Source organism: Flavobacterium aquiphilum (genome assembly GCF_027111335.1).
Taxonomy (GTDB): Bacteria; Bacteroidota; Bacteroidia; order Flavobacteriales; family Flavobacteriaceae; genus Flavobacterium; species Flavobacterium aquiphilum.
The window spans coordinates 1,152,001-1,170,095 of sequence record NZ_CP114288.1 but is presented as its reverse complement, the minus strand read 5'-3'; the positions used below and the strand labels follow the sequence as shown (position 1 = coordinate 1,170,095).

Below are 18,095 nucleotides of genomic sequence, written 5' to 3'. Positions count from 1 at the left end.
CGACGAAGGAGAAATCCCATCCAATATTCTGCAACAGTGCGTGCTCAACTAGTGTGATTCCTCCTTCGTCGGAATGACAAAAATGACGACTACTGAAACTCAAAAGAATCCAACAACAATCCTTTCATATCGTCTGATTCTAAAGTGATTTTATAGGTTCCCGCGTTGATGTAACCGCCAGAAGTGGTGCTTACAATCTTCCATTTTTCGGTAGCAGACGGAAATTCAATCGTATCATTTCGCATCAGGATTCCGTAGGCATCTTCCATTTTAAACTTTACTTTGATTGGTGTTGCATTTCTGTTCATAAATTTGAAACGCATCAGGTAAATTCCCGCAACGCCCGGTTTTACTTCAAACTGAATACTGTTGTTTGTTTTGGAAGTGAACTCAATATAATCCGCTTTTTTAAAATTTCCTTTTTCGATTCCGGTTCCGGTTGTTTTAGCGGTTTCAGCTTCCAAAAGCACGACAGGTCTTGAATCATTTTTTTCGCCCATATCATAAGTCGGGACAACTGCCATTGTATTATTTTCGAAACCTACTATCTCTCCTTTTTTAACTTTTTTATGGAAAACTGAGAACTCGACTTTGTTTGAATTTCTAGCCGTTTCCGTCATTTTTTTATAACCCGAAACAGAATCTTTTGATGTGTTAAACAAATATATTTCTGAATCTTCCTTGGCTACAAAAGAACCTGAAACTTTACCATTGGATGGAATTTGCAGATAATCGGCACCAAATAATTCCGATGGCAATTGCGTAAAAACAACTTCAGAATCTAAATATTGTTTCGAATTGATGTCCAACCAAGAACCGACTTTAGTTTGTGAATTTGCCACAACATATTGAATCTTTTTAGGCGAAGCCGAAGCTCCTTTAACCGTTTTATCTTTGGTTGCAATCGCAATGGCTGAAATAATCGCCTGACCCGCTTTTACATTCGGGAATGAAATCGTTATTTTACCGTTTTTGCTTTTTACGACAAAAGTTTTCTTCAAAGCAACATCGTGACCAACTTCTGACCAAATATCCAAATCTTTCAAAACCACATTGTCATTGATGGCTACGTCAAACAAACGCCAGCCTTTGCAATCCATTCCGCCACCAGTTCCGTACCAAGGCTCGGTGAAATATAATTCCACCAAATATTCACCATCGGGAGCCGGAAATTCGTAACGAAGTTTGTCGATTCCATATCTAAAACTTTGGAACAAATTCCAATCTTTGGTTCCTGCAATTGGGTCGAAAGTGCTGCGTTGACTCGCGTAAAAATCAGGCAATTGCTTGAAACTGTCCGTCCACGACAAAGAACCCCAGGTGTTCTCCCCACTTTTATGAACATCGGCTTGCCAAATATTTCCGTTAGCATCCTTGATTTCACGGCCTCCTGCATTAACCCTGTAAACGTAATTGTAGCCTTTTTGAGGTTGCAACAAAGTTTCTTCTTGGGTTTCCAATGCTTTGAAATTTGGCGCTTTTGGCAACGAATTCAAAACAATGTAATCTTTGGCCACCGCTTTTCCATTTACGTAACCAACCGCATATAAAACATTGTATTGAATATTGACGTTATTAAACTGAAAATGCTGTCCCAAGCCCGGATTTTTCAATTTGCCCAATGACGATTTATTGACATCATTGAACAACTCCACCTCATCACAATTGGAATACACATCGATACCATTTTTGATTCCCGGCGTATCCCAACGGCTTGGCCAAGTGTGAGAAACGATATAAACCATCGGGTTGGTTTTGTTCGAAACGTAATTGGCACGATACATATAATAGGCATCCAAAGGTTCTCCCCAAATACTGAAAAGCCCTTTGTAATTCACGGGGCCAACCTTGTCGATATCCCTGAATCCCTCGCCGTTTTGAACACGACCCGGATTTTCGTGTGAGGCAAAAATCCAATTGAATTGCCCTGCGATTTTATTTTTTACCGATTCGGCTTCACGGACTTTTATTTCCATTAGTTGAGAAAAACGGTTCTCACTCAAAGTTCCTTTTTGATCAAATTCGCCTTCGGTATGAAGGTCGTGTGAACGCCACGCTCCATATTCACCGTTTAATAATTGGGTGCTCATTTCAACATCGTAATTGAACGGATCGCCACCATAAGTTCCCGACCAGTTTTGAACGACATTCCAATCGGTTCCTTCGCCTCCGTTACAGGTTGTGACGATACGTTGTTGCGCCGACATCGGATCCATTTCGCGGATGATTTTGGTACATTCTTCCGCAAATTCCTTCGGAATGGTGCTTTCGTTTTGCAGTCCCCACATAACTACCGACGGACTGTTTCTGCGTTCCTTAATCCATTCTCTCAGTAAGGTTTTGAAATTCTCTTTGAATTCGGGTGTGTCGTACCAAATATGTGCCGAAAACTGACTCCAAAACAGGATTCCGTTTACGTCCAATTCTTTTTGGTATTCCAAATTATGCGGTTGGTGCGCTTCACGAAAAGCATTGAAACCGCCCGCTTTTATTTGCTCAATTCTCGAATGAATCTGCTCGTTTGAAAATGAATGGCTGTTCCCAATCAAGTGTTCGTATTCGCAGGTTCCGTTGATGAATAATGGTTCGCCGTTGATGAAAAAACGATTGTCTTTTCCGTCACGGCTCACCGGCCAAGAAACCCAACGGATTCCGTAAGGCGTCTTTACTTCGTCTATTTTCTTTCCGTTTTCCAAAATTGTGGTAACCAATTGATACAAATAAGGATTTGAAGGTGACCATAATTGGGGCTTTAAAATTTCCGGTAACGTATGCAGCAATTCTTTGGTTTCGCCTGCAACGCTATTTAGTTCCGTTTGAGAAGAAGTGACTTTCTTTCCTTCTTTGTCAAAAAGGGTATTTACTACCGTTACATTTCGATTGGAATTCCCGTAGTTTTTGATTTCGGCAGTAACGTTCAAAATCGCTTTTTCTTTGGAAGTTGTTTTGTCATTCCAAACGTGAATCCCGAAAGGCTCTATTCGAATCGCATCGGTAACGACCAAAGTAACCGGTCTGAAAATCCCCATTGGCTGAGAGCCTTCTGAAAATCCCCACTCTCCGGAACATCCACCGCAAACCCAAGGCAAGTCGGCAATGAATGACGGATGAGCAGCTTTGACGATTATGTCATTTGTTTTTTCGAAAGAAACGGCTTTGGTGATATCGACCGTAAAAGTGGTTCTTCCTCCTTTGTGTTCGCCTACTTTTTTACCGTTTACCCAAACCGTTGCATACGAGCTTACGCCTTCAAAAAACAAAAACAATTGTTTTCCTTTATCATTTTTATCTAAAACCAAACCTTTGTGATACCAGGCGGTTCCGTGTAAATTGCCGTGTTTCGTTCTTCGGAAACCGTAATATTGATCCCAATTGTGGGGCACGTTTACTTTTTGCCATTGTGCATCCACTTTTGGATTTTGGACAAAACTTTCTTCCTGCTCGGGAAGATTGTTTATCACAATGGTTTCCCAAGAGGAATTCAGCGAAACTTCTTTACGAAACTTCGCTGATTGCTTGTTGCCTTGACTCCAGACAAGGCAAGACATTGAAAAAAAATAAAAAATAAAATAAACTAGTTTCTTCATACTTTATATTGAACCATATAAGTGATATAAGGTCATTTAAATTATCTAAAAACAAACCGCTACTCACAATTCAATGTTGTTTCAGAGAGCCATCGGCTCGGTGTATCTTGTAGCAACGGATTTTAATCCGTTGGAAATAAATGCAACCATCCGAATAAAATCCCGTAGGGATGATTCATTTTTTTTCAATTTTCATTCTAATGTCTAATATGTACCGACCCTACGGGTCTTTGTTAATCCTTTCGTTTGTGGACGGGTTGAAACCCGTCCCTACAAAATGTATCGAACCTACGGTTCTTTGTTTTCAAACCACATTATCCGCGTGAGGGATGGCAGTGGAGCTCTTTTTTGAGGCGATTTTTCTTCGACTCAAAAAAAGCGGGAACGTACAGCCCGACCCGCCTTTTTCGGCGGGACACGCCCAAAATATTTTAATAAAACAACCAATCCACTGCTCCTTTTTCGCCTGCGTCTATATAACCAACATCACGAGTTGTAATAGTTTGATTGGCATCTATGAAGCCCAAAATCAGTACTCTTCCTTTGCCCAAATCCAGTTTGTTTTCGCCCGGCTGAAAGGTGTAGGTGTGAATGTTTATTCTTGGCAATTCCTTCAAATTCATTGCGCTTGCCAAAATCACTTCGGCCTGACCGTAAGCATTTCCGGCAGCATCAGTTTCAAGACTTGGTGGCAACAGGAACCTTTTTTGATCTGAATTGAAATAACCCACAACCAGTTTAACAGCTTTGGTATTTTTGAATTTCAGATGTGTTCCGTTTTCGTTTTGCGCTGTTTCATCAAATGCAATTCCCTTAAGGTTTTGTAATTCGGGAGCTATTTTTGTCAGTTCCGAAATTGGTGTTCCATATACTTTCGTTCCGTTTTTTACTGCGTAAGTTCCTTTCGATTCACTCAACAAAGTTACTTCGGCAGTTTGCCACGGCTTACCGTCTTTGGATGCAATTTTACCATCTTTGGATGATTTTAAAAGTGCCAGATTTCGTTTGAAATTAGCCAACTCACGCTCATAATGCGGCAATAATTCTGCCCAGGTTTTGTTGTTTCCGTCGTCTCCGCCAATCGGAATTCGGCGTTGGGCGGTTTGCATACTGTTGGCATACAAATAACTGTCTTTCGTCAAATTGACCAATAATTGGTAATGTTCGATGCTTTTTTCCAAATATGGCAGCGCTTTATCCAAATCCGAAATATCATTGGAATAACTGTAACGCAAAACCAAGATCGCGGCTTTTACTTTCTCCGAAAAGAAATCGGCGAAGGCTTTGTAAGCGTGCATATCGTTTTTAAGACGCAGGAATTCTTCCTTGTCTTTGGTTACTTTTGACTCAGCTTTGTCAATGGCGTCAACGGCTAATCTTCCGTGTTCCGTAATTTCGGCGATGATTTGTGTTGGCAATTCCCCAACGTGTGGTTCTTTGTTCCATTCTTTTTTAGCATACTCCAAAAGCAATTCGCCAACCGGCCCACAAGATTCGTGGAAACCAGGATACACGCGCCATTTGGCCGGATTCACCAATTGACTTTCAAACATTCCCAACAACAAAGTCTGACGGTTTCCTTCGGTGATTCCGAAACGTCTCAAGGTTTTGGGAGCAATTTCTCCGGCTTCTTCGTAGGCTTTTAGAATATTATTTGCAGCTTCAGAATCGGTTCCAAATTTATCTACCAATTCGGTATCCCAATACTTAATTTCCTCATTTCTGTCTCTTTTACTCGCCCAAGCGTATCTTGCCCAAGCTTTGTACCAAATCCAGTCGCGATCCATTTCCAGCAATCTTTCGCCTGTTTTCGTTTTATCGGCTGCATAAGGCCAATCCCAATACGATGCCTGCGGATACAAATGCAGCGCATTGGCACCGTGAATAGTGTGCATTGCGTTAACCGTTTTTTGGATAAAATCAGGAGAACCATAACGGAAAGGCTCCAGATTAGCCAAAATATGGACGTTTTCAATATGGATAGAACCAAGAGAACTTAATTTTCTATGTGTTTCTGTCCAAGGCCCACGAGGTGTATAAGTTGTCAATGACTCACCATTGTATTTATTCATCGTGTATAAATTTTTATACAACGGAAGCGATTTTTCAATTACCAAAGGCGCATCGGTATCGTGTGCACGAAGAATAATTGGCGGTTCCTGTGTTTTTCCCAAAGCTTTCATACCGTCCTGAACCCCCGGAATAATGGTTTTGGTGAACCATTCCACGTCGTCATCGATAGTGTTGATGGCTTCTCCCAAACACACCAATAATCCAACATTTGGGTATTTTTCGATAAAAGCAGCAATTGATTTTCGGGTATAATCGGCAATTTCAGGAGTAATCGGGCGAGAACGATCCTGTGTTTTGATGTTATAATGTTCCGCAAATGGCTTGGAAACAATGATATTATAGAACATTTGAATCACCCAAATCCCTCTTTTATTGGCTTCTACAGTAAGGTAATTATAGATTTCTTCGTTCTTTTTGAAATCCTCTTCGCTTACTTCCAAGGCAAACGGATAGTCTTTTAGTTTTACCAAAGAAGCGAAAGGATGTCCGTTCCATAAATACAAGGAATTCATTCGGTTATCGACCATCATATCCAAGTACTTTGTCCACAATTTTTTATCATAAAACCAAGGGAAAGTTTCGGGCGTGTATGGATATTCGTAAACATCCCTGCCCGGAAGATAAAACGGTTTTTGCATTCCGATACAGGCTCCTCTCAAGACCATTTCCGGACTGTCGTCAATATTAATTTCTGATGGAATAACTCCCGAAGATTTAATGCGATCCGATAATTCCATTGTGCCGTACAAAGCCCCAGTTGCATCGGTTCCTTCTATGTAAATGAAATTCTTTTGTGTACGGATTTGAAAACCTTCTTTCTTTGTTAATTTGCTGTCGTCAATTTTGGCACTTTTGGCATTCAGATTCCAAAAATCGGTTCCTTTTTCGCCAATGACAATTACTTTATCATTTGATTTTTTAGGTGCTTTATCAGCAAAAACTACTTTGAATCCTTTTGCTGTTGCCAATTCAGAGAGTTTATCGGCACCATATTTTGCTCTTGGCGCATTCGCATCACGAACAATAGTGATATTTTGTGCTGTCGCAAAAGAAACGTAAAAACTTAAAAATAGTAAACTTAGGTATTTCATTGTATTGTAATTTATTTTTTGACCACAAATTGCACACCCGAGCGACAGCGAACTGACGAAGTAAATTTGCACAAATTATAATCGTGATTTTTGCCACAGATTAAATGGATTTCCACAGATTAAAAAAATCATTCTAATCTTTTTAATCTGTGGCTAAATAATTTTAATTCTGAAAAATTTTCTTCAAGTAGGCCACGTTGGCTCCGTAATTGGCTTTAACGTTATGTACCTGTGTGGTGTCGCGGGAACGCTCCACAATCAACCAACCACTCCATTTCATTTCGTCCAGCGTTTTTTTGATTTTTGGCATATCAATCGCTTTGTCATTTTCCAACCAAAAACCATCGGTGTTTGAAGCGTGAATTTGAGCCAGATTCTTTTTACCTAAAATTAAAAGTTCTTCTGAAATGTCTTTTTTATTTTCGATAGCATTCGAAAAATTAAACGAACTCTTGATTTGTTTACAACCAATGTCTTTCAATAATTTTCTCTCAGCCGTGGCGTCCAGAGTAGTTTCAATAGCGATAACACCTCCTATTTTAGCCACCTGTTTTGCTGCCCATTGCAATCGTTCAATAATAATGGGGCGTAATTCGGGATTTTTCCTCAAATCACATTGATTCCCTAATGGCAAATATGCCACTTTTACATTCATGGTTTTCATGGCATCAATACAATCCTGCACCATTCTTTTTACGGTTTCCCGCTTGGCAAATGACTGTCCGTAAAAACCAGACATCGCAATAGAAGAAATCCCAACATTAAACTCTTTAGACTTATCCTTAAATTTTGCTACCTCAACAGGATCGGCGAGTTTACTGTCAAAAGTCTCACGGTTTCCCAAACCTCCCATATCAAGTTCGATTCCGTCTGCTTTTAATTCGGATGCCAATTCAAAAGCGCCCAATTTTTGTCTCTTTAAAATCATCCAGTCACAAACCGCAACGTTATAACGTTGCTTTTTGTTTGAGGATTGCGCCAAAACTGCATTACTGAATGTTGCTGACAAAGCAACAAGCAATACAACAATTAAGTTTTTTTGAAAATTTAACATCATATTTTTCTTTTTACCATTAAGATATTAAGAAAATTAAGTACACTACTTCATGACTCAAGCGATAGCGAACAGGCGTAGCAAACTTAATATCTTAATGGTAAATTTTAATTAATGGTTCGTCTAAAATCTTATTCCTCTTCCGCTTTAACGGCTTTCACTTCCTTACCTTCATCACCAGGCCAAATCCCGTTTTTGATTGGAATAGCGACCAACTTACTTGGATCAACTTTTACATATTTCAATTTTTCTCTTCTCCAGGTGTAAACGATATGCACCATTCCGTCTTTACTTTGAATGATCGACGGATACGAATATTGACTGATTTTTGAATCTTCCAAAACCAAAACTGCTTTCCAGTTGATTCCATCATCAGAAATAGAAAGGTTCAATGGCGTTCTTGGTCCTTTTGCTTCGGTTCCCGGAGGCAAAACGTGATTGTAAACCAACAGATGTTTCCCGTTTTTCAACGTTACAGCATCAGTTCCTGAGTTGTTATTTGGCAATCCAATTAATTCTAAAGGCGTCCAAGTTTTTCCGTTATCTCTAGAAAATGCGCTATAAATTGCCCTGTTTCTCGTTCTTCCTATTGCCTGAATACTTCCGTCTTTATGGAAAAGAATACTTGGCTGAATCGCATTTATTTTTTGTTTTCCTCTTGACAAAGTATCTCCCATCACCCAGGTTTTTCCGAAATCAGGAGTCGATTCCATTCGAAGTCTCCAACCATCACCTTCAATGCTTGATGGACACAACAAAGTGCCATTACTCAATAAAACAGGCTTATTTTTGATTGGTCCCAAGAAACCATCCGGCATTTTTTTGGCTTCCGACCAGGTTTTTCCACCATCCGATGAAGTCCTGATTACCCCCCACCACTCCGATGGTTTTGGTCCAATTTTATAAAAAAGCATTAAATCTCCTCCCGGAATTTGGTACAAAACAGGATTCCAGGTTGGTAGTCTTTTACCATCAGGCATCACACCATCGGCTACTTTTACACCTTCATTAAACTTGTCACTTCCTTTTGGTTTGATGGCCACATAAATGCACACATCAGGATTTCTTTCAGCCGTTCCGCCAAACCATGACGCCACCAAATCACCATTGGTTGCCTCAACAATCGTTACCGCGTGACAAGACGGATAAGGCGCTTTGTCGTATATAAATTCATCTACCAAAATTCCCTCTTTCCAAGTCTTTTTTTCCAAAGCCGATTTACAGCTTCCTAAAAGTAGCAATCCAAAAAAGGCTATCGTTATCTGTTTCAATTTCATTATTAATTCCTTTATTATCGTATAAATTAAACTCTATAAAAGTTGTTTGCAATTATTAAGTGTAAAAATAACACTAAAAAAATAATGGAGTGACCTGTACCGTCCTGCTTTTAGAGATGTATTTCTCTTTTAAATCAAGGCTTTACTTTTGCAATAAGGTGTTTTATTTTACATTCAAAACATACACACCTGACGGTAAAGTCACTGCAATTCCGTTATTTTCAGTTTTATAAGAGGCTGAAGATTTCTCCAATTTTTGATTGTTTACCATTACCGATGAAGCATTGGCCGTTGGCAAATACACCACTGCCGATGAATTGACCGGAATCGTAACTTTCCATTCCAACGTATTTTTATTTTTCTTCCAATTGCTTTTGATTGTTCCGTAAATCGATTCGTAAGAAGCATTTACATACGTTAATCCTGCATTAAAATCAGGTTTCATAATGATTTTTTTGAAACCCGGATTTTCGGGATCACTCTTGATTCCAGCCATATTTTCATAATACCAGATCATTAAATCACCCAAAAGCATCACGTGGTTTTGAGAGTTCATCGCCGGGTCCGCAGTGTTTCCGTTCCATAATTCCCAAATGGTGGTGGCACCGTTTTCGACCATAAAGCCCCAGCTAGGATACGTTTTGTTGGATGCCAATTTATAAGCCAAATCACCTCTCCCAAAATTAGTCAAGGTGCGCATCAAGAACTGCGTTCCAATAACCCCTGTACTGATATGTCCTTGTTTGGTCACCTCCACTTCGTGCGTCATATTTTGAAAAACTTTGTCTTTTAGATTTTCCGGAACCATCCCGAAAGCCAAAGGCAGTACATTTGCAGTCACGGTATTATTGGCATAATAGTTTTTGTCTGTATTCAAAAATTTGGCGTTGAAAGCTTTTTTGATTCTTGTTGCCAAGTCATTATAATGCAAAACATCAGCATCGGCATTCGCTATTTTGGCAAACTTTTGCATTATGTTTAATAACTGATAATAAAAAGCACTAGACAGCAATTGTCCGTCCGTCATACGTGCTGGATCTTTGGAACGGATTAACTCCAACGATTCCGGCGGAACGCACCAATCGCCATATTTGTCCTTGTCCATTAAATCGTTTTGCAGATAATTCTCTTCCATATACAGCATCCATTTTTTCATAGATGGATATTGTTTTTTAATTACTTCTGCATCTGCAAATTGTTGGTACAACATATCAGCAACTGTGATATAGGTTCCAGGCCAAGTCACATTATCCCCGTAATATCGCCAGAATGCAGGAGCCACATCCGGCAATCCTCCGTCCTGTGTTTGGGAATATTTAATATCGTCCAACCATTTCGCATATAAAGTCTGATTATTGAAGAGAAAACTTTCGCCATAAGCGCCTGTTGTTCGGTCACCCAACCAAGGCATACGCTCGTTTCGCTGCGGACAGTCGATCGGCATTCCTTTGTAATTTCCGCTGATTCCCCACCACGCATTTTTAAAAATTTGGTTCATCGTCGCATCTGAAGATTCGAAAGTTCCGGTTGTTTTTAGATCGTCATAAACCACTTTCCCAACGAAATCATCCACTGTTGGTTTAGTTGGAAAACCTGAAATTTCTACAAATCGAAATCCGTGAAACATAAAACGAGGTTCCCAAATTTCTTCGCCTTCGCCTTTCAAAGTGTAAACATCCGTCGTTTTTGCATCACGCAAATTGGCAATATACAACGAACCGTCTTTTTGCAAAGATTCTGCAAATTTCATCGTGATTTTGTCTCCGCTTTTTCCTTTTACTTTCAGTTGCAACCAGCCCACCATATTCTGACCCATATCGAGAATGTAAGTTCCTTTGGCAGTCGCTTTTATCGAAATTGGTTTTACTTCGCCTTTGATTTTCATACTCGGCGTCATTTGTGCTTCGTAAAAACCACCCGGTTCTTGCACATATCGCGCATTTACCCACGATTTATCATCAAAATTGGTAGTTGCCCATCCTTTCATTTCTTTTCGGGCATCATATTCTTCACCGTCGTATTCGTTGTTCGACAAAATAGGTCCGTCGGTTGTTAACTTCCAAGTGTCGTCTGTTCGGATTACCTCACTGCTTCCGTCAGTATATTCTACAAACAACTGCAAAGCCATTTTCGGGAAACCAAAAGATTTGATTTTATAAGGTTTGTAGTCCTGACGCATCGCAAAAAATCGTCCGTTTCCTAAAATCGTTCCTAGCATATTTTTACCTTCCTTCAACTGTGAAGTCACATCAAAAACATTGTATTTTACGTTCTTGGTATAATCCGTTGGAACGGGTGCCAAAACCTGATCGCCAATTTTATTTCCGTTAATGTACAGCTCATACAAGCCCATTCCCATAATATAAACCTTGGCATTTTTGATTGGTTTTTTCAAATCGATTCCTTTTCTCAAATAACGAGCAGACAATCTCGAATACTGAGAAACACTATCGTCTTTCGACAATTTTTCATAACCAATCCAGCGCGTCGATTTCCAGTCGGCATAGGTTAGAATCCCGATGCTGAAATGGGCAGTTATAGCGGATTTTATTTCGCCTTTATTAGAAAAAACAATTACTTTCCAAAATGCATTATCTCTGTCTCTAAGTTTTTTTCCGTTATAAATAATATTGACAGATTCATTGCTTTGTACTTTTCCGCTGTCCCACAAATCGGCTTTATCTGCATTCAGGTTTTCCAAAGTCGAAGCCACCAAAATTTGATAGGCCGTTTGCTTAACATCATTGACATTGCTTTGTATTTGCCAGCTCAAACGAGGTTTCAACACATCGATTCCTTCCGGATTGTTCAGCATTTCGCATTGCAGATTCGTAACGCTGATTTTGTTTTGGGCTTTCGCCAAAGAAAAACAGAGCGATGCAATGAGGATGAATTTAAGTAGAAATATTTTTTTCATAGTTTTATTTTGCTTCCAAATGGATTAAAGAAATTTATTTAATTCATCTGCGAAAATCTGCGTGAAAAAATATTTAAGCACGCAGATTTCACAGATTTTCGCAGATTTTTTTCTCATTTATGTCATTCCGACGAAGGAGGAATCTCCGCAAGTAACTCCGCAATCAAAATCTCCAATCTTTGTCGAGTTTCAAACGGAGATTCCTCCTTCGTCGGAATGACAAACTAAACGTAGTCCTCGGTTTATTTTTCCGAAACTAAACGCTCCAATTTTTCAGAAGCGGCAATTTTTTTTCCGTTTTTAAAGATTCTGAAACCTTTTCCTTTACCGTATTTCTCCCCTGTTTTATCCCAAAGAATCGTAATGATATTCCCGTGGTACAACACATTATCCAGACAGAACCAATTCCATTTTTCCTGCGGAATCAACGGATTCACTTCAATTTTTTCATCGGCTCTCGGACGTAAACCTACCAATCCCGTAATCATCAAGTCGTTAAAAGTCGAATGATTGTAATAACGGCTTCTTTCCCTGTCGCCCATTAGCCAATAGCCCGTGGTTTCGTCCAGATATTCCCCTACATACGGTTTTCCACGGTAATATTGTGACTGTACATACAATTCCATCTGTTTGAAATAATCGGTTTTGGCAACAAAATTCTGACTGTAATCATTCAATACATTTGCCAAAGCTGTCAATGTCTGTGAAGTGGCAAAAGGCCAAATCGCACCATCCCATTCGCAGGTTCCGGTTCCGTGAGTCCTGAAACGCGGACTTCTTCGCTCGGCAGTGGTCAATCCAAACGGTGCCGAAAATCCTTTTTCATCCTTAATTTGCTCCCAGGCTTTCTCAAAACCTTTGTCTTTTTGTGGCAGATTAAAATACCACGGAATAAACCCGATCGCCTCTCTCACCTGCGCCAAAGTATCTTTCTCTGTAAACGTTTCAAAAAACTCGTCTTTTGGATTCCATAATTTGGTTTCCACCAATTGTTGCAAAGTATCGGCTTTGGCAATAAATTTTTCTTCCAAAATTTTATCGCCTTTCATCTTTGCCATTTTCGACAAAGCCACCGCATTTCCGTACATATAACTGTTGATCGTTGGGCGCGCATTTCTAAATTTTCTTGCCCCGCTCAACGATTCTTCCATTCCGTCTTTTACGTCAAACTGCCAGAACAAACCGTCTTTTCGTCTTCGGTCGCCTTCCCAATCTTTGTATTCATTAACCAAATCAGGAAAGATGTCCAATAAAAACTTATCGTCCTTATTGACCAAATAGCGATTGTACAAAGCATCAGCCGTCCAACTGCTAAAGGTTCTCAGCTTTTTCATCGGCTTGCCTTCATTGCCCCTAAACCACAACTGCACATCCTGCTCAATAAATTTAGGATCGTGAACCCATCGGAATTCGTTAATATGATGCCCCAAAGCACAACTAATCATATTGTATTTATCGGCATATTTTCGATCGACCAAAAACTCAGTTATGCCATAGCCCTGTGGTGTTTTGATAATATGTTTTCGAGCGCTCCACCAACGGAAATAATAGATTTCCTCAAAATTTTGCTGCGGACACTCAAACAACGGGATATTCTTTTCCATCCACGTCCAAGCACTGTCATTCGGAATCGCAAACTTCAAATTCTCGTCTTCCATTGTGTTGAAATAATCAACATAATGTTTGAAATTTTCTTCCTTTAAAATAACCGAAGTTCCTTTCTGCGAATGTCCCGCACCCGATTTGCAACCGGTATTCAAGGTAGCAATCAAGATTACGAAAGCGATTATTTTGTATTTAAAATGATGTAACATATTCAAATTATTTTTTATTTATTATGGCGTGCCCCTTCGTGAAAAACTTCGGGTCGTGCTGTTCGTTCCCGCTTTTTTTTGAGAGGCAGAAAAAGCCTCTCAAAAAAAGAGCTCCACTGCCATCACTCACGCGGAGACAACAATTGTATTTTCTACTCAATTTTGTCATTCCGACGGAGGAGGAATCTCCGCAAGTAACTCTACGATCAAAATCCTCAATCTTTGTCGATCTAGCAACGGAGATTCCTCCTCCGTCGGAATGACAAACTAAACTTATATGACTTATATGTTTCAATTAATTCGCAGAAAAACTATACGTCTCCCCCGCTTTCATCTCCACATCATACACATTGTACTTCGGCAATTGTACTTTAGGCAATTTTGCTTCTTGAGAAATGATTGGTTTCTTCACCTCAACATCGTAAAACAACGGATTCGGGTTTTTCCCTTTTGCTTTTTTAAGCGTGATTCCTTTGTCAGCTTTCAAAGTATTTTCCAATTTCAATCGGCAGTTTCCTCCAATTCTTGAATAAATCTTCAATGTAGAAACGGTATTATTTTTCCAAGTCATATCGATTACAAATCCGCCTCGTGTCACCAAACCTTTGATGCTTCCGTCCTTCCAAACACTTGGCAAAGCAGGCAATAACTGAATCGCATCACCCTGACTCTGCATCAGCATTTCGGCAATTCCGGCAGTGCATCCAAAGTTACCATCAATCTGAAACGGTTGGTGTGCATCCAGCATATTTGGATAGGTTCCGCCCCCTTTTCTTTGGTCAGCAGTAACCAAATGCAACTGATCCTGAATCAGTTTATAAGCGTGATTTCCGTCCAATAATCTAGCCCACCAACATACTTTCCAAGCCATTGACCAGCCTGTCGATTCGTCTGTTCTGTAAATCAAGGATTGTTTGGCGGCTTCAAATAAATCTGGAGTTTTGATTGGCGAAATTTGATTGCTCGGAAACAAGCCGTACAAATGCGAAACGTGACGGTGATTGTCCTTTGGATTGTCCCAATCATCCTGCCATTCCTGCAACTGACTGTATTTCCCCACTTTCATCGGAGCCATTTTTGCCAAAGCTGCTGCCACTTTTTTGGTAAAATTAGCATCCGGCGAAACCAATTCCGAAGCTTCGATTACGTGCGTAAACAAATCAAAAACCAATTGATTGTCCATTGTGGTTCCCGAAGCAATAGTCGCTTTTCCACTTCCCCCAGCGTGAGTGTTTTCGGGAGAAACTGATGGTACAACAACCAAATAACCTGTATTTGGATCGATTATCATAAAATCCAAAAAGAAATCGGCAGCACCTTTCATAATCGGATAAATTTCTTTTAGATAATTCTTATCTCCCGTGTATAAAAATCGTTCCCATAAATCCTGAGAAACCCAAGCGCTTCCTGTAGGCCACATTCCTGATGCAGCCGAATCAACCGGAGCCGTTACGCGCCAGATATCGGTGTTGTGATGCAAAACCCAACCGTTGGCGTTGTACATCATCTTTGCGGTTTCTGCTCCAGTAACGCTCAATTCTTTTGCCATTTGAATAAAAGGCTCGTGCATTTCCGAAAGATTCGTAACCTCTGCAGGCCAATAATTCATTTCGGCATTAATGTTTGTCGTGTATTTACTGTCCCAGGGCGGCGTAACCATATCGTTCCAAATTCCCTGCAAATTCGCAGGTTGTCCTCCCGGCTGTGAACTTGAAATCAATAAATAACGTCCAAATTGGAAATACAAACTTGCCAATTCCGGATCGAATTGCGTCTTGAAATCCCTGATTCTTTCGTTGGTTGGTTTCTTTGCGTTTTCATTTATTCCTAAATCCAATGAAACTCTGTTGAAGAATTTTTGGTAATAGGCAACGTGCGCTTTTTTAATTTCGTCAAAACTTTTTGGCAATGCCTGCTCCAAATACGATTTACTTTTCGCAATTTCATCACCCGTGATATCCTGATAATTTTTGAAATTAGTCGCTATCGAAATGTAAAGCGTTACTTCATCGGCTTTGTTGATGCTCAGGATTCCGTTGCTTGCCGAAACTTCCCCGCCTTTATTTTTGGCTTCCAGTCTGCCCTGAAATTTTACTTTCCCTTTTACATTTTCAAAATTGGTTCCTGTTCCGGAAAGGATAATTTGGTTTCCTTCAGTTGACGGAACGGTTTTGTCAATCGGACTGTTCATAAAAACGTTGCAGGTAATTTGTCCCGGTTTACTTGCCGAAAGTTTCACCGCAATAACCTGATCTGAAAATGCTGTGATGATTTCGCGGGTAAATTCTACGCCGTTGACTGTGTATTTCACTTTTGCGCTAGCATCACCAATATTCAAATCACGATAATAATTCGTGTATTTTTGATGTCCGGGAAACGAAATATAAACACTTCCAAAAGTCTGATACGGCATTCCGTCATTGGTCTGCGACATTATATCACGAGTCGCCAAATCCTGTGCCTCGTCAAATTTACCGTCAAAAATGAGTTGTCTTACTTTTGGTAAAGCCTCAATTGATTTGTTGTGCGCATTGCTGTTCGGTGAACCCGCCCAAATTGTTTCTTCATTCAATTGCAGACGCTCCACAGCCGGATCGCCAAAAACCATTGCACCCAAACGTCCATTACCCAAAGGCAAGGCTTCGTTCCAAATGGATGCAGGTTTATCATACCAAAGTTTCAGTTCGCTGTTTTGCGCTGTTGCAAAGGAAAAAATCCCAAAACAAATAGCAGTAATTTTACTTCTTAACTTCATATTTTTCATTTTATATTTTAGCCACTGATTCACAGATTTTAATTCACATAATCTGTGAATCTGTGGCTAAACATTTACTTCTTAACCTCGTAAACCTTCAGATTTTTTTCCCCGAACATTTCATATAATTTGTTGATGTCTTTCAATGCGTTTTTCGGCAGATTTTCGGCTTTGTTGCCAAAAACATATAATTTATCGTAAGGTTCAATCACGCAGGTTGATTCGTCGATTTCGCCTTTTTCGTTTTGTACTTTCTTTAAATCCAATCCTAAATATTTTGCCATAAACGGATACAACGCCATACGTTTTGAAACCCCAAAATCGTGTCCTTCATTGGCAAAATGAGCATTTTCGACCAAATTTTTCTTACCGTAAAAATCATAGGTTCTTTGGATAAAAGGGAATTCCAACTCAGGAACGGCCAATGTCCAGTCTTTTCCATCGGAAACAATCAATTGTGGTTTTGGTGCCATCATTGCCGAGATTTCGGCATTATTGGTTCCGTTACCGCAAAGGTGAATGCCGCGACCGCTTTCGCAAGGACATCCTCCGGAAAAATGTGACGAAACCATCACCACGGGTGCCGAAACTTTGATTCGGTCATCCAATGCGGCCAAAAACATCGTGTGCGAACCTCCGCCCGAACCACCGGTAACGCCAACACGGGTCATATCGACATTTTTCTGAGTCGATAAATAATCCAATAAACGCATTCCGCTCAAAACCTGAACGGTCGATGCAATGCTGTTTCGGTGTGTTTCTTCCGGAAATTGAAGCAACGATTCGCCCCAGGCAAATAAATCATAACTCACTACGATTGCTCCCATTTTGGCCATTATGGCACAACGATACTGCTCGTCTTTTCTATATCTACCATCACCAAAATGTCCGTCGGGCGTTAAGATAACTGCCGCTTTTTTGTTTAGCGGATACGGTTTGTAAATTGATCCCGTGGTGTAAACGCCAGGAAGAATTTCGAGCGCAATATTCTCAACGCTGTAGTCTTTATAGATTCTTTTTGGAGTTAAAATTGGTTTTGATTTCGGCATTGGCGGAGCTTTGTCCAAACCAAATGACGTAATCATACAGGCTTTTATTTCTTTTTTGCGCGCTTCCCATTCTGCTGCATTCGAGTACAAAGTCGTCAGATAGTTTAAGCGCTCTCTACCTTTATCAACCGAAACTTTATGGTTTTCATATTTTCGAATAATGTAACTCCCGTCCGGCTGTTTGAAGTACATCAGCTCAAATGGAGCCAAAATATTCGTTAGTGAAATTGGAAGATTTCCGGGTTCGATTCGCCAATCGGCATAATCGAGTTCTTTTCCTTTTAGTAAACCACGGTCGTCATTGATGGTAACCTTAAAAATGGTTGCAATTTTTTGAAGCGTTTCCGAAACCGGTCTCCTGAAATTGGTGTCCGAAGTGCATTGAGCGTTCGCTAAAGTCAATGCAAAAATTGAAATTAGTAACGTAAAAGTTGTGTGTTTTAAATTTTTCATTTTTTATTTATTGTTAACTTCAAAT

8 protein-coding genes are annotated in these 18,095 nt (G+C 40.0%); all 8 read right to left on the bottom strand.

Annotated features, from left to right (window positions below):
* Positions 1 to 89 precede the first annotated feature (89 nt).
* Positions 90 to 3,587, bottom strand: coding sequence for a malectin domain-containing carbohydrate-binding protein (locus OZP12_RS04705; RefSeq protein WP_281227900.1), 3,498 nt, complete (start codon positions 3,585 to 3,587; stop codon positions 90 to 92).
* 431 nt (positions 3,588 to 4,018) lie between these two features.
* The gene (locus OZP12_RS04700) at positions 4,019 to 6,751 is read right to left on the bottom strand and encodes an alpha-d-galacturonidase (protein ID WP_281227898.1); all 2,733 of its coding nucleotides are present in this window, start codon (positions 6,749 to 6,751) and stop codon (positions 4,019 to 4,021) included.
* A 163-nt stretch (positions 6,752 to 6,914) separates the two neighbouring features.
* The gene (locus OZP12_RS04695) at positions 6,915 to 7,808 is read right to left on the bottom strand and encodes a sugar phosphate isomerase/epimerase family protein (protein WP_281227897.1); all 894 of its coding nucleotides are present in this window, start codon (positions 7,806 to 7,808) and stop codon (positions 6,915 to 6,917) included.
* Between the two features lie 128 nt (positions 7,809 to 7,936).
* A complete protein-coding gene (locus OZP12_RS04690) occupies positions 7,937 to 9,082 on the bottom strand; it encodes a sialidase family protein (RefSeq protein ID WP_281227896.1) in 1,146 nt (381 codons plus the stop codon).
* Between the two features lie 163 nt (positions 9,083 to 9,245).
* Entirely contained in the window at positions 9,246 to 11,999 is a 2,754-nt protein-coding gene (locus tag OZP12_RS04685; RefSeq protein WP_281227895.1) for a glycoside hydrolase family 78 protein, read from the bottom strand.
* A 242-nt stretch (positions 12,000 to 12,241) separates the two neighbouring features.
* Positions 12,242 to 13,813 (bottom strand): MGH1-like glycoside hydrolase domain-containing protein, encoded by a 1,572-nt coding sequence (locus tag OZP12_RS04680; protein WP_281227894.1) that lies wholly within the window; start codon positions 13,811 to 13,813, stop codon positions 12,242 to 12,244.
* A 295-nt stretch (positions 13,814 to 14,108) separates the two neighbouring features.
* Positions 14,109 to 16,568 (bottom strand): glycoside hydrolase family 95 protein, encoded by a 2,460-nt coding sequence (locus OZP12_RS04675; RefSeq protein WP_281227893.1) that lies wholly within the window; start codon positions 16,566 to 16,568, stop codon positions 14,109 to 14,111.
* A gap of 74 nt (positions 16,569 to 16,642) precedes the next feature.
* On the bottom strand, positions 16,643 to 18,070 hold the full coding sequence (locus tag OZP12_RS04670; protein WP_281227892.1) for an acetylxylan esterase: 1,428 nt from the start codon (positions 18,068 to 18,070) through the stop codon (positions 16,643 to 16,645).
* Between the last annotated feature and the right edge of the window lie 25 nt (positions 18,071 to 18,095).

Coding starts and splice junctions, on each gene's coding strand:
- OZP12_RS04705 (WP_281227900.1), bottom strand. CDS start 3,587: ATGAAGAAACTAGTTTATTTTATTTTTTATTTTTTTTCAATGTCTTGC.
- OZP12_RS04700 (WP_281227898.1), bottom strand. CDS start 6,751: ATGAAATACCTAAGTTTACTATTTTTAAGTTTTTACGTTTCTTTTGCG.
- OZP12_RS04695 (WP_281227897.1), bottom strand. CDS start 7,808: ATGATGTTAAATTTTCAAAAAAACTTAATTGTTGTATTGCTTGTTGCT.
- OZP12_RS04690 (WP_281227896.1), bottom strand. CDS start 9,082: ATGAAATTGAAACAGATAACGATAGCCTTTTTTGGATTGCTACTTTTA.
- OZP12_RS04685 (WP_281227895.1), bottom strand. CDS start 11,999: ATGAAAAAAATATTTCTACTTAAATTCATCCTCATTGCATCGCTCTGT.
- OZP12_RS04680 (WP_281227894.1), bottom strand. CDS start 13,813: ATGTTACATCATTTTAAATACAAAATAATCGCTTTCGTAATCTTGATT.
- OZP12_RS04675 (WP_281227893.1), bottom strand. CDS start 16,568: ATGAAGTTAAGAAGTAAAATTACTGCTATTTGTTTTGGGATTTTTTCC.
- OZP12_RS04670 (WP_281227892.1), bottom strand. CDS start 18,070: ATGAAAAATTTAAAACACACAACTTTTACGTTACTAATTTCAATTTTT.